At 62.9% G+C, this 13,275-nt stretch carries 15 protein-coding genes; 10 read left to right on the forward strand and 5 right to left on the reverse strand.

Annotated features, from left to right (window positions below; translation table 11 throughout):
* Positions 1-157: 157 nt before the first annotated feature.
* The gene (locus HZR14_RS13960; RefSeq protein ID WP_181693491.1) at positions 158-1,174 is read right to left on the reverse strand and encodes a phosphate uptake regulator PhoU; all 1,017 of its coding nucleotides are present in this window, start codon (positions 1,172-1,174) and stop codon (positions 158-160) included.
* A 166-nt stretch (positions 1,175-1,340) separates the two neighbouring features.
* On the opposite strand from HZR14_RS13960, the gene HZR14_RS13965 reads away from it, so the two are divergent.
* Complete coding sequence (locus HZR14_RS13965) at positions 1,341-2,240, forward strand: helix-turn-helix domain-containing protein (protein ID WP_181693492.1); 900 nt, start codon at positions 1,341-1,343, stop codon at positions 2,238-2,240.
* Positions 2,241-2,249: 9 nt separating this feature from the next.
* Here HZR14_RS13965 and HZR14_RS13970 read toward each other — a convergent pair whose 3' ends face one another.
* The 4 genes from HZR14_RS13970 to HZR14_RS13985 are packed head-to-tail and all read right to left on the reverse strand — an operon-like array spanning position 2,250 to position 5,733.
* On the reverse strand, positions 2,250-2,906 hold the full coding sequence (locus HZR14_RS13970) for a DapH/DapD/GlmU-related protein (RefSeq protein ID WP_181693493.1): 657 nt from the start codon (positions 2,904-2,906) through the stop codon (positions 2,250-2,252).
* Positions 2,907-2,909: 3 nt separating this feature from the next.
* Positions 2,910-3,908: a phosphonate ABC transporter, permease protein PhnE gene (gene phnE / locus HZR14_RS13975; protein WP_181693494.1), complete on the reverse strand. Its 999-nt coding sequence runs from the start codon at positions 3,906-3,908 to the stop codon at positions 2,910-2,912.
* Positions 3,905-4,690 (reverse strand): phosphonate ABC transporter ATP-binding protein, encoded by a 786-nt coding sequence (locus tag HZR14_RS13980; RefSeq protein ID WP_181693495.1) that lies wholly within the window; start codon positions 4,688-4,690, stop codon positions 3,905-3,907. Before HZR14_RS13980 ends, phnE begins: the two co-directional genes overlap by 4 nt.
* A gap of 26 nt (positions 4,691-4,716) precedes the next feature.
* Entirely contained in the window at positions 4,717-5,733 is a 1,017-nt protein-coding gene (locus HZR14_RS13985) for a PhnD/SsuA/transferrin family substrate-binding protein (protein ID WP_181693496.1), read from the reverse strand.
* A 224-nt stretch (positions 5,734-5,957) separates the two neighbouring features.
* Between HZR14_RS13985 and phnG the strand changes: the two genes are divergently transcribed.
* The 9 genes from phnG to HZR14_RS14030 are packed head-to-tail and all read left to right on the forward strand — an operon-like array spanning position 5,958 to position 13,083.
* Positions 5,958-6,401, forward strand: coding sequence for a phosphonate C-P lyase system protein PhnG (gene phnG / locus HZR14_RS13990; RefSeq protein ID WP_181693497.1), 444 nt, complete (start codon positions 5,958-5,960; stop codon positions 6,399-6,401).
* Positions 6,398-6,958: a phosphonate C-P lyase system protein PhnH gene (gene phnH / locus HZR14_RS13995; protein WP_181693498.1), complete on the forward strand. Its 561-nt coding sequence runs from the start codon at positions 6,398-6,400 to the stop codon at positions 6,956-6,958. The genes phnG and phnH overlap by 4 nt, the downstream gene beginning before the upstream one ends.
* Complete coding sequence (locus tag HZR14_RS14000; RefSeq protein WP_181693499.1) at positions 6,959-8,092, forward strand: carbon-phosphorus lyase complex subunit PhnI; 1,134 nt, start codon at positions 6,959-6,961, stop codon at positions 8,090-8,092.
* Positions 8,085-9,134 carry an alpha-D-ribose 1-methylphosphonate 5-phosphate C-P-lyase PhnJ gene (locus HZR14_RS14005; protein ID WP_181693500.1) on the forward strand — a complete coding sequence of 350 codons (1,050 nt, stop codon included), beginning with the start codon at positions 8,085-8,087 and terminating at the stop codon, positions 9,132-9,134. Before HZR14_RS14000 ends, HZR14_RS14005 begins: the two co-directional genes overlap by 8 nt.
* A gap of 2 nt (positions 9,135-9,136) precedes the next feature.
* Entirely contained in the window at positions 9,137-9,952 is an 816-nt protein-coding gene (locus tag HZR14_RS14010) for an ATP-binding cassette domain-containing protein (RefSeq protein WP_181693501.1), read from the forward strand.
* Entirely contained in the window at positions 9,949-10,680 is a 732-nt protein-coding gene (locus tag HZR14_RS14015) for a phosphonate C-P lyase system protein PhnL (protein ID WP_181693502.1), read from the forward strand. The genes HZR14_RS14010 and HZR14_RS14015 overlap by 4 nt, the downstream gene beginning before the upstream one ends.
* Positions 10,677-11,840 (forward strand): alpha-D-ribose 1-methylphosphonate 5-triphosphate diphosphatase, encoded by a 1,164-nt coding sequence (locus tag HZR14_RS14020; RefSeq protein ID WP_181693503.1) that lies wholly within the window; start codon positions 10,677-10,679, stop codon positions 11,838-11,840. The genes HZR14_RS14015 and HZR14_RS14020 overlap by 4 nt, the downstream gene beginning before the upstream one ends.
* Positions 11,837-12,628, forward strand: a complete 792-nt coding sequence (locus tag HZR14_RS14025) for a sugar phosphate isomerase/epimerase family protein (RefSeq protein ID WP_255479285.1) — start codon at positions 11,837-11,839, stop codon at positions 12,626-12,628. The genes HZR14_RS14020 and HZR14_RS14025 overlap by 4 nt, the downstream gene beginning before the upstream one ends.
* A complete protein-coding gene (locus tag HZR14_RS14030; RefSeq protein ID WP_181693504.1) occupies positions 12,625-13,083 on the forward strand; it encodes an HAD family hydrolase in 459 nt (152 codons plus the stop codon). The genes HZR14_RS14025 and HZR14_RS14030 overlap by 4 nt, the downstream gene beginning before the upstream one ends.
* The last annotated feature ends 192 nt before the right edge of the window (positions 13,084-13,275 follow it).

Below are 13,275 nucleotides of genomic sequence, written 5' to 3' on the forward strand. Positions count from 1 at the left end.
TGTGTGTCGTCTATAACATCAAGCGAGCTGTGAAACCGTGAATTCCACCGCAGTATGGCGATTCAACACAGCCAATGAAACCGACTCACGAGTGATCCGCCGTTCGCTCCGTCGAACGGCGTGATCCTCGTGCGTCGTGTGTACATTCTTTTGTCCGTCAGTATGAGGTCGCGTTCATACGCAGTACCTGTTGGATACCGATTTCCGCGACGTTCGCACCGTAGTTGGCGATCCGCTCGATGCTGTCCAAGAGGAGTCCGGTCGTGTAGGCGACGTCGGGTTCGCCGTAGTCGTACAGTTCGCGATCGGCGGCCTCGATGTCGCGACAGAGCGCGTCGCGTCTGGCCAACGCATCGTGTGCCATCTCTACGTCCGCGTCGGTGAGCACGACGTCGGCGGCGTCGTCGAGCACGCCTCGGGCGGTATCACCGAACTCCTCGAGAGACGGGACGAGCGCGTCGGGAATCGGGTGTTCCTCTTGATCGACGAATGCGGCCATCTTCTCTGCGTGGTCTGCGACGCGCTCGAACTGTCGGCAGGCGTAGTAGTACTCGAAGAGCTCGCTACGGGAGTTGTTCAGCTTCTCGACCTCGTGAAGGTTCTCGAGCGATCGGCGGAAGTGTCGCGTTACCATCACGAACAGCTTGTCGGCCTCGCCGTCGCGTCTGACTACGTCGTATGCGAGCTCCCGGTCTCGATCAGCAATCGCCGAGAGCGCGTCGTCGAGCATCGAGAGCGCGACCAGTCGCAGACGGAGCGCGCTCTTTCGAATATCGACGTTTTCGGCGTCGACGAGGCTTTTGACTCGCATTCGCGTGTCCGTGACTTCGAGCAGTTCGAACCCGGACAGCCCGCCGATAGCCTCCTCGACCGCTCGCTGCTGGCCGTCGGTGATGCCCGTTCGATCCGAAAGCGTGATTCCGTCGAAGCCGACGACGTAGAGAGCGATGACCTGTTGTCCGAGCGCGCTCACGTCGGTGGTCCCCACGTCGACAGTCGTGGTTCGGTTCGTCCGCTTGCCGTCGTCTACCACCTCGACAAGCAGCGACGCGTCCCCGTTGGGATGAATCGCCACCAGCGAATCCGAGTCGATACCGTATTCACGCGCCCACGGTTTCGGAAGAGAAATGGTGTAGGTGGTGCCCCCGGAGAGTTGGACCTTGCGTGTCTCCATATACGGAATCTTGACTTGTGGATAGACATGAGAGCTTATATGAGGTCTACAAAACAGTACATAGCTGTACGATCGGTATTGAGGCCCACCCTCGGTGGATACGGATCAATAGCAGTCCGAACTCTCGGGTGCGTACACCTATTTCGCTGGGCCAAGTGCGGCCGGTATGTCCCGTATGATGTGGCACCGTCCGCGAAAACGGTCCCGTCACGGCCGTGAGGCGACCATCGCACAGGTCATCGAGACGATCGACCTCATCGCACCCGAAACCAAATCCGAACTCGCCACCGAGGTGGGGCTCTCGGAGCAGTACCTCTCGGAAATCCTCCAGGAACTCAAACGCGACGGCATCGTTAAGAAGGGATACGTCGTCGACGAAAACGCACTCCATGAGCACGCGGAGTCGATCTCACAGCTAACCGAGGAGACACCCAACGACTCCGAACCGCTCCGGTCGAGGCGGCGACAGAACCTACTGGATATGCTCGAGGGACTCGATGAGGTGAGTCGGTCCCAATACGAGCATGCGAGCGTCGCCTTCGAGGGAAACGAGCCACGAGAACGGGCGACACAGCTTGAATCGCTGACCAACGAGCGCCATGCTGCAATCTTCGGGGAGCTAAAATCGTATATGTTGGCAACGGAATGGCCGGGGAACCGGATGGCATCGGACCTCGCGACAATGGCGACGAACCTGGAGATCGTGGGGGACCGGGCCTGTTTCATCGCCGATACCATCGAGAATCGGGACACGGCTGCGACCGGCATCGTCGCCAAGCGCGTCCTCGATATCTTCGATGCGGGCGAGCGGATCAACGACTGTATGCGCCGGATCCTCTTCGAGGCCGACATCGAACGTTACGAGGATCTCCGGGCCGAAGAAGACAGCGTCCACCAGGACATCAACGAACTGTTCGAACTCGTGACGGCCTACGACCCCGAAATGTACGGCTATTTGATGGGCGTCACGCGCGCGCTCGAACGCGCGATCTTCTATTGGGTTCATACCGCAGAACTGGCCGTTAGACTCCACACGGGTCGAAAGCCAGAGCACATCACACTGTGAGACAGCCGATCAGTGCTCGACTGACGCGGCCGGCGCGTACGCCTCTAGAAACGCATCGAGATCGCGGAACTCGGCTAGTCGTTCACCGAGCGTCTCGTGCTCCCAGTGCCACCACTCGGTCGCCTCCAGTCGGGCCGCGATCTCGGGGGAGAACCGCCGGTCTATCGGCTCCGCTGGGACGCCCGCAACGACGGTGTAGGGCTCGACGTCGTGGGTGACGACTGCCCCGGCCGCGACGACGGCTCCGTTGCCGACCGAGACGCCAGGGAGGACGGTTGCACTGTGACCGATCCAGGTATCGTGGCCGACCGCTACGGGCTGGTCGGCACGCCATTCGAAGACAAACTCGTCGTCCTCGTCGGCCAGATCGTACATCGCCGGCCGGTACGTGAAATGGTGGGCCGTCGGCCGGTGGATCGGGTGGTTGGTCGCCCCGAGTCTGGCGTGGGATGCGACGTTCGCAAACTTACCCACGTGAGAATAGTCGAGCTGAACGCGTTCCATCAGGTAGCTGTAATCGCCCAGCTCGGATTCCTGGAGGCGGCAGTCCTCACGGACCTCCGTCCACCTGCCGAGTTCGCTCTCGGAGATAGAGACGGGGTCGTGCAGCGTGGGTTCACAGCTGAGATCGAGCGTACGGCTGGGTCCGTGTGATTCGATGTACATCGGCTATCGTTTCCCCATCGACGATTGGACGATCTTCTTCGGGGCGGTAACGAACGCTTCGATGATGCCGGTCCGTTCGACCTCGTCACCGTCGCGGAGATACGAGCGCAGGCGCTGGCTCAGGAGTTCGACGGAGCCGGCCAGCAGGATGACCAGGATGATACACGCCATCATCTCCGTGTAATTGAACGTTCGCCGCTGGACGTTGAGTTCGAGCCCGAGCCCGCCCGCACCGATGAGACCGAGACTGATGGCCACGCGAACGTTGTGCTCGAGATCGAACGCCAGCCAGGCGATGAACTGGCGGAACACCTGACTCAACATCCCGAAGGAGACGATCTGTGATTTGTTCGCACCGGTACTCCGGATCCCCTCGATCGGACCGTCAGCGATCTCCTCCAGTTCGTCGGTGAACAGCCGTCCCAGATATCCCGTGGTATCGATCATGACCGCCAGCGTCGCGGTGAAGGGGCCAACGCCACCCAGCGGAATGAGGATGAGTACCCAGACCAGCGCCGGAATGGCGCGGATGACGCTCATCGTCAGCCGGAAGAGGAAATTAAACGGATAGGGTACGACGCGCTCGCTCGCCATCACGCCGAAAAAGAGCGCCCCGGGCAGGCCGAGTGCTGTCCCGGCGATAGCGATGGCGACGGTCACCTGGGAGGCGGCGAACAGCTCCGCTTCGAGCATGAACTCCCAGTACTGCATCACGTCGACGAACGGAAGAACGCCGAAGTACGTCGTCGGTGGGAAGTACTCCGTCAGCGCCTCGGCGAACTCCGGCAATTGGGCGTACAGCTCCGCCAGCGAGAAATCGACCGTCGTGAGACTCCACCGCAAGACGGCGACAAAGGCGACGACGCCCAGCCCGACCCAGAGCCGGCGGATCGTTTTCCGCCGCTTGATGTCCTTGAGCTTCCTATCGACCGCCGAGTCACCGGCCGCGGCGAAGCCGAGGTACTCGCGGAGTTCGTCGACCGGTGACGGCTCTGAACTCACACCTCGACCTCCAGTCGCTGTTTTTCTTCGCCGGTTTGGTCGGTGTCGGTAGCTGCGAGCGCGACCGTCTCGACGCTCCCATACAGGTCGTCGACCAGTGCCGGCGTGAGTTCGTCAGGACCGACGTCGAACATGAGCCGACCCTCCCGAAGCCCGAGGAACCGATCGCCGAAGTGGGCGGCGATGTTGACCTGATGGAGGCTCACCAGGGCCGTCACCTCGTGGACGGTCGCTGCCTTCTTGAGGTAGCCCATCACGCTCTCGGCGCTCGACGGGTCGAGACTTGCGACCGGTTCATCTGCGAGCACCAGCGACGGGTTCTGTACCAATCCGCGGGCGATTCCGACGCGCTGTTGTTGGCCACCGCTCATTTCGGAGACACGCTGGTGTGCCTCATCGAGGAGTCCCACGGTCTCAAGCGCGTCCAGTGCCCGCGTCTTCGTCTCCCTGTCTTGGCGCTGAAACAGGCTCTCGGCGGTTGAGGTGTCCGCAAGCGAGCCAGTCAATGCGTTCAGATACGCCGAGATACCCTCGACGAGATTGTGCTGCTGGAAGATCATTCCGACCTCCGGCTGGGAGCCGGAGATCGCCTCCCCGTCGAGATATATGTCGCCGCTGGTCGGTTCTGTGAGGCCATTCACGCACCGTAACAGGGTCGACTTCCCTGCCCCGGACTCGCCCAGCAGGACGACGAACTCGTCGTCGATCTCGAAGGAGACGTCCTCGAGTGCGGTTACGTCGCCGTACTCTTTTGTCAGATTCTCGATTGTCAGTGTACTCATTGTAATAAAAACACCTGTTTGGGTGGCTATCCGAGTTCGATTCCGAGGTCGTTGAGCCGCTTGATGACTGGCTGGTAGTTGTCCATCGTGGTATCGCTGAGTGTCGTAAAGGGTAGGTCGTTCTCGTTGTAGTCATCGGGCATGTACTCCCGGATCAGCTCCTCGTCGGAGTTCAAAAGCGTCTGTTCGATCTTGCCTTTCATATCCGACTCCCAGTCGCCGCGCGCGTAGATGGGTTGTTTCGGGATCGGGAACGACCACCAGAACGGCCGGAGTGTCGCGTCTTTTTGGCCTCGATTCCCGATGAACGAGTCCTCCTGTTTGACCTCTTCGGGAAGTTCTTGGCCCTCTGCGAGATAGGCCATCCCGTTGCCGGACCAGGTACAGCAGGCGCTGGCGTCGTCGTTGATGACGCGCTGGACGGCGTCCTCGTGATTCGACCAGGTGCCCTCGAAATCGACAGGGTCGCCGTCGGGCGCGTCACCGACGTCGAGACCGGCTTCTTTGAGCGCGTAGACCGCGAAGATCGAGCCACTGGTCGAAAGTCGGTCGGCGAACGCGACCATCTCCCCTTCCAGATCGGTACGTTCGTCGATCGACGAATCCGGCTTGGTGAGCATCATCGAGAAATAAAACGCTGCCCCACCCGAGACTGCCGTACCGAACAGGTCCAGTATGTCCGGCGCCGAAATGAGCGTCACGTCGTCCATCCCGATATCGGCCTGTCCGCTCTTCAGTGCGGGCCGGACCGCCGAGTAGTCCTGTGGGACCTCGACTTCGAGGTCGAGCCCATCGATCTCACCCTTGAGCATCTCGGTGACGGGTTTATATTGCGGGCGGACGTCCGATGGCGTGTCCGGCGTCAGGAGCATCGTAACCGTTTCGCCACCCCCGCTGGCACCGCCGAGACAGCCCGCCGTCAGCCCAAGTGCACCGGCACTACTTCCTGCAATGAACTGCCGCCGACTCACTCGCCCCGCGATTCGTCCGTTGTTCGGCCCCGAGACACCCGCCGCGTCAGTAACCGTCTCGTCTGAAGTCATCAGGTGAGCGAATCCAGGGGGATCGATTAACAGTTGGCCAGGTAGAGTCCGGACGCGGGGCACATCCACAGTAGACGAACGGGAGGGTCAATACCGACCCGAGCGCTATATAAACGTCCAGTCGCTCGGGGACGGACGGATGCTTCGACCACCGACCGTGACTCGATCCGTAGAGTACCCAACGAAGGCTTATCCAGTGGGTGTCGCTGTGGACAACCGAGTACATGACAGACCCACACGATCGATCGGACCGATTCGAGATGCTCGCGGCCTGCGATGCGGAGACGCTCGTTGCCCACGCTGACGCCGTCGTCGAGGGCGGCACCGAAGTCCGAATCCTGCAGGCTCCGACGCCACAGCTCGTTATGCAGCAGGTCGTCGAGCCGGTCGCACGACAGCTTTTCAACCTCGGCGAGGTCCTCGTCACCGCGGCAGAGGTCGAACTGGACGGCGAGAAGGGATTCGCGATGCGGTCGGGGAAAGCGGAGAAGCCGGCTCTGTCGGGTGCGGTCGTGGACGCGGCTATCGAAAGCGATCACCCGCGCACAGCGGAGATGGTGGCATCGCTGTCGGCGACAGCAACCGAGCGCGAACGGGAGCGACGTGAGCGCTGGGGTGAGACCCGCGAAACAACCGTCGAGTTCGAGGAGATGGAGGACCACACGTGAGATCCCTCGGCATGGACCCGGTCTACGACACGCGCGATTGCTTTCGGGCACTCGTCGCCGCGATGAGCCGCCCCGGCACCGTCTCCGAGTCCCCGACCGAGCCAGCCGATCACGCGGTACTTTCTACGCTGGTCGATCACGAGGTGACGTGTTTTACACCCGATGAGACCGTCTGGTCCGCGCTCGAGACCGAGGGACGGCTCAGCGAGGCCGACGTGGCGGCGGCAAGCATCGTCCACGCGCCCGACCCGAGCGAGTGTCCCGTACGCGACCTCGAACGCGGGTCACTCAAAGAACCGAGTGACGGGGCGACCGTCGTCTACCGGGTCGAGACGTTGATTACCGACCCCGACCCGACCGACGACGTGACGAGACTCGCGCTGTCCGGTCCGGGCGTGCCCGGAAAGCGATGGCTCGGCGTCGACGGGTTCTCCCGAGATAACGCGCGAGCGCTGGCAGATGCCCAGTCGTCATACCCCTGTGGCGTCGATGCCGTGCTAACGACCGACCGGTCGATCGCGGCGATCCCACGGTCGACCGAGTTGGAGGTGGCGTAGATGGGATACGTCGCCGTCGAGGCCGGCGAAGACGTGATCCAGCGCGCAGAGGAACTGTTCGAGAAACAGCGTGTCGTGGGCGAGAGCGACCAGATTTCGGTCGAGCAGGTCGGCGAGCAGTTCTCGCGGCTCACCGCACAGGCGATGAGCGAGGGTGGGCTGTACGCCCCGCGGCTGGCGGCAATCGCCGTCAAGCAGGCGCAGGGCGACACCGCGGAGGCAGCCTTCCTGCTGCGGGCGTATCGGTCGACGCTGGAACGGTGGGGGACGAGCGTTCCCGTCGAGACGGCCGAGGTGTTTACGACCCGGCGCGTCTCCCCGGCATACAAGGACGTACCCGGCGGGCAGGTGCTCGGCGCGACGAAGGACTACACCCAGCGGCTGCTCGACTTCGAGTTGATCGACGATGACGGGACGGACCCAACTGGCGACTGGGACGTCGAGGCGGAGGATCCCCCGCGGCTCCGGAACGTCATGGAGGTCCTGCGCGAGGACGGACTCGTCTACGACCCCGAGCGAGATCCGGACCGAGACGATGACGCGTCGTCCGGTGCGGGGACGGAGCCGTTCGACGCGACGCGGGAGCCGATTACGTTCCCGGCCCCGCGGTCAGCGGTCCTCCAGGAGCTCGCGCGTGGCGAGACCGGAGCAGTGACCGCACTCGGTTACAGCGAACTGCGCGGCTACGGCCAGGTCCACCCCACGCTCGGCGAGGTCCGGACCGGCGACCTCCCGGTGACCATCGAACACCCCTACACCGGCGACGAGGTCGAGGTAACCACCGCCGCGGTAACCGAAACGGAGTGTGTCGTTCCGATCTACGAGAAGTCCGACGACCCGCAGTTCTCCTTCGGGTACGGGCTAGTGTTCGGTCGTAACGAGCGCAAGACCATCGGGATGAGCATCCTCGATGCGGCCATCCAGCTCGACGGCGAGGGGGCGGCACAGGACGCCGAATTCGTCCTCGACGTGGTCGACGGCATCGATTCGTTTGGATTTATCGAACACCTCAAACTCCCCCACTACGTAACTTTCCAGAGCATCCTCGACCGCATCCGATCGATCCGAGAGCGGTCGGCCGCTGCTGCCGACGAGACCGATCCTGCACCCCAGGAGGTGGGCGCCGATGACTGACAAGTGCGGCGTCGCGGCCGTCGCCGAGGCCGAGTCGGTCGACGACCTGCTCGATTCGGTTACGGATGACGGGCTAACCGGTTATAACTACGCCTATCTGGACGAGCACACCAAACGCGAGGTGCGGCGGGCCACGTTGTCGGCCATTGCGCTCCCCGGCCATCAGGTCCCTTTCGCTTCCCGGGAGATGCCACTCGCTCGCGGCTGGGGAACCGGCGGGATTCAGACGTCGCTGTCGCTGCTCGGTCCCGACGATACGTTCAAAGTGATCGATCAGGGGAGCGACGAGAGCGTCAACGCGGCGAACATCCGGCGGCTGGCGGCCCGAACGGCGAACGTCGAAACGACGACCGATGCGACCGAGGCATCGGTGATCCAGACGCGCCACCGCATCCCCGAAGAAGTGCTGGACGACGACCAGATACTTGTCCTGCAGGTACCCATCACGGACCCGCTCCGGCGGGTCGACGGTAGCGACGACGCAAACCGTCGACGCCACGCACACAGCAACTACTCGAAGATGTGGGTCGCCCTCTACGAGAACGTCGTCGAGTACGGCGAGATCAAGCTCTCCTCGCGCTATCCGGTACTCGTCGGCGACCGATATCTGATGGATCCCTCGCCGATTCCACGCTGGGATGTGCCGAAACTCGACGACGCCGACAACCTCTTTTTGTTCGCCGCCGGGCGGGAGGCGCGTATCTACGCGGTGCCGCCCCACACCGAGGTCGAACCGCTGGCCTTCGAGGACCGCCAGTTCCAAGTCGAGCGATTCCCCGAGCATGCCTGTGGGAACTGCGGGAGTGAGGACACGTTCCTCACGGAGGTCGAGACCGACGACGGCGGCCGGGTCTACGCCTGTAACGACGCGTCGTTCTGCGAGAAACGGCGGGCGGATCCGTCACTGTCGAAGGCCCACCACCGAAACGGGGACGGCCACACTTGGGGGCCACCAACCGACCCGAGCGTCCCGTACGAGTCGGACGGTGATTCCGGGGAGAACCGCGGACCGGCCGGGCCCAACCGGGGTGGGGACGAGTGACGATGTTGAACGTCTCGAACGCCACGAAGATATACGGGCAGTCCTGCGGGGAGTGCATCGATCACACCGGACCCGCAGTCGGGGACAACCAGTGTCCGGTCTGTGGGAGCGTTGTCGCCTGCGCGGACGTGGACTTCGGGCTGCACGACGGCGAGGTGCTCGGTATCGTCGGCGAGTCCGGCAGCGGCAAATCGAGCCTCGCGGAGATACTGGCGCTCGATTCGGATGCGACAGCCGGCGACGTGCGGTACGATGCCTACGACGGCAATTTGCTCGAGACGGACTACCAGGCACGCCACGAGTTGCGAAACGAGCACGTCGGGATGGTTCACCAACACGTCCGTGACGGCCTCGAACTGGACTTCTCTGGTGGGGGAAATGTCGCCGAAAAGCTGCTGGCGGCGGGGTGGCGACACTACGGCGACGTTCGCGAGCGCGTCGAGGACCTGTTCCGGGAGACGGAGGTACCGGTCTCGCGGATGGACGACGCCACCGAGACGTACAGCGGCGGGATGCAACGGCGCGTCCAGATCGCAAAAGCCATCGCCAACGACCCGGGACTCGTCGTGCTCGACGAACCGACGACGGGGCTGGATGTGAGCGTTCAGGCTCGTGTCCTCGATATGTTCCGCCGACTCCAACGCGAACAGGACGTAGCGACCGTCGTGGTCTCACACGATCTCGGCGTGGTCCGCCTGCTGGCCGACCGGACGCTCGTGATGCGACACGGCCGGGTCATCGAGAGCGGACTCACCGACCGCATCATGGAGGACCCACACCACGAGTACACGCAGACACTTATCAACTCAGCCATATGATTCTGGACATCGACGCGGTATCGAAGACGTTCGAGATGCACATCATCGACGGAAAGACCGTCCCCGGTTTGGCGGACGTGAGTTTTAGTGTCGACGGCGGGGAGTTCGTCGCTGTCGTCGGTGAATCGGGAAGTGGGAAGTCCTCGCTGTTGAAATGTGTCTACCGGACATACGAACCGTCGACCGGATCGATCCGGTTTCGGACGACGGACGGTGAGGTCGACCTGGCAACTTGTTCGGATCGCGAGGTGCTCGCGGTGCGGGGCAGCGAGTTGGGATACGCCTCCCAGTTCCTCGATGAGATCCCACGGGTACCCGCGGTCGACGTCGTGGCTCGGCCCATGTGGGAACAGGGGACGGACCGTGAGGCCGCCCGTGAACGAGCACGAGAGCTGTTGGCCGCGCTCGATTTGCCCGCGGGGCTGTTCGACGCGTATCCTGCGACCTTCAGCGGCGGCGAGCGCCAACGTGTCAATTTCGCTCGGGCGATCGCTCCCAGACCACGTCTCCTGTTGCTCGATGAACCGACAAGTGCGCTCGACCCCGAGACGCGGGCCAGCGCGCTCGACCTCCTCGGTGATTACCTGCCCGCATCGACGACCGTCTTGGGTGTGTTCCACAACTACGACGTGGTCCGGCAGGTCGCCGACCGCGTACTCGTCCTCGACGACGCACGGCTCCAGCGTGTCGTCGACGTTGCAGACTACGACCCGGAGGTACTCGCATGACGACGAACCAGCACATCGAACAGTCGTACTGCCTGGCGAACGCCCGCGTCGTCACTCCCGATTCCGTCGTGGATGGGGGTATCAGAATCGAGGGAGACCGCATCGCTGCGGTCGAACCGGACGTCGATCCGGAGTACGGTGACGACGTCATCGATGCCGGCGGACAGTACCTGCTGCCCGGTCTCGTCGACCTCCACGGCGACGATATCGAACGACATCTCCAGCCCCGGAACGGAGCCCGGATAGACACCGCGATGGCGCTCGGCGCGGCGGACCGCTCGAACATCGCCGCCGGCATCACCACGAAATACCACGCCATCGCTTTCGAGAACGCCCCCGAAGAAGGGCGAACAACCGAACTCGCAGCGGAACTGACGGACGCCATCGAAGCTGCCGACTCGTGGATGGCCGATCATCGGATTCATGTCCGATGTGAGGTCACCCAGGAGGAAGCCGTCACGGCAGCGATCCATGACATACGGCGCGATGCCGTCGATCTGGTCTCGGTCATGTCTCACGTTCCGGGGAAGGGCCAGTTCGCGGACGTCGAGGCGTTCAAAGAGTACTACGAGACGTCGGACCGCCACACGGTCGAGGAAGCCGAGCGGTTTATCGCGGAACGAGCCGACGTCTCGATGGACGAGATACGCGACCGCGTCGACCGGGTCTTAGAACAGGCACGCGACGACGGTGTCGTCACGGCGTCACACGACGACGAGGATCCACAGGAGGTCGAACGCCTCCACGACCGCGGGGTCGACATCGCCGAGTATCCCATTACGCTCGATACGGCGACACGTGCACACGAACTCGGAATGACGACGGTCATGGGTGCCCCTAACCTCGTCCGTGGCGAGAGCCAGTGGGGAAACCTCACGTCGATATCGACGATCGACGCGGACGTACTGGACGTCCTCTGCGTCGATTACCATCCACCGTCGTTGTTGGCCGCTCCGTTCGTAGAAACCGGCGAACCGCTTTCGAAACGGGTCGCACGTGTGAGTAAAAACCCGGCTGACGCCGTCGGTCTGAGCGATCGCGGACGCATCGAGGCAGGGGCGCGTGCCGACCTCGTCCTCGTGGATACGGCCGAAACGCCGACCGTCACCCGCGCGTTCGTCGAGGGACGGGACGTCTACGTGGCGGAGGGCGGCCGATGAGACTCGGTGCGTCGATGGACGTGCGGTTCGGAGCGACCGTCGAGGAGTTCACCGAGCACGTCGTCGATCTCGGCCTCGATCACGTCGAATTGACGACCGAGTACCTACAGGGACATCCGGACGCACCGGATCCCGAAACGGTCGGCACGATCGCGGCGGAATACGGCGTCAGTGTCACATACCACGCGCCGTTTCGGGACTGGAACCTCGGGAGCTTCAACGATGCGTCGGCGCGAGCGAGCGCCGAACAAATAACGCGGACACTCGATGCCGCGGCGGCTGCCGGGGCCGGAGCCGTCGTCGTTCATGGTGGCTCGGTTCCGCGACGCTATCCCGACTGGGTTCGAGCAAAAGGTCGCGAAAACGCCATCGAGTCGCTACGAGCGTGTGCCGAACGGGCGGCGGACGTCGGTGTTCCGCTCTGTCTAGAGAACCAACCGTACGATGACCGACGCGAACGTCACACGGTCGGGCCGGACGCGCTGGCGGAGACGATACAGGACGTCGGGGTCGGTCCGGACGGGCTGGGAATCACGCTCGATGTGGGCCACGCCTCGGTCAACGGAAACGACTGGCGCGAGTACGTCGAGCGGTTCGGCGACCGCATCACCGTCTGTCACCTCCACGATAACGATGGGGAGGTCGACGCCCACGAGCCGCTGACCGACTACGAGCCCATCGTCGAGGCGGTCAACGCAACGTATAACGTCTTCGAGACGAAGACTACGGCCGACGTGGCAGCGTGTCTCGGGCGGGAGACGGACCGCACACCTCCGGCACAGCCATGAACTACGACACGGTGGTCCTCGATATGGACGGCGTCGTCATCGAACCGACGGACAGCGAAGTGATCCAGGAGTCGATCCTTGCGACCTTCGAGGAGTTCGGCGTGTCGTCACCACCGCCGGCGCTCGTCGACCGGCTCCTCGACCAGCAGGTCCCGGCGGACGCACTTCGGAACCAACACGATATCGACCCCGCGACGTTCTGGCGGCGGCGAGAACGGAACTCGGCGCGCGCACAGGTCGAGGTTACACAGTACGGCAAAAAATCCCCCTACAACGACGTATCGGTTCTCGGAGAGTTCCCGGCCGAACTCGGGCTGGTGAGCAACAACCAACGGATGACGGTCGAGTTCGTCGTCGACCACTTTGACCTCGATGTCTTCGAAACGGTGTACGGCCGAGAACCGACACTGACCGGTGCGAAGCGAAAGAAGCCGAACCCCTATTACCTGAATTGAGGCGCTAAGGCCCCTTCCTCAACGAACGAGCGAAGCGAGTGAGTAGGGAGGGGATACAGCCTTCACAAGAGCGAAGCTCTTGTGCGCGGACGAGACGCTTAATGGTCAAGATAATTTTTGCAAATAGGGACCCAGGAATTTGTCGATCCAAGATTTAGCAAATCCAAGTCTCTTCGTGAACTTCTCGAAGAG

Origin of the sequence: Natronomonas salinimetallica, assembly GCF_013839515.1 — an archaeon.
Taxonomy (GTDB): domain Archaea; phylum Halobacteriota; class Halobacteria; order Halobacteriales; family Haloarculaceae; genus Natronomonas.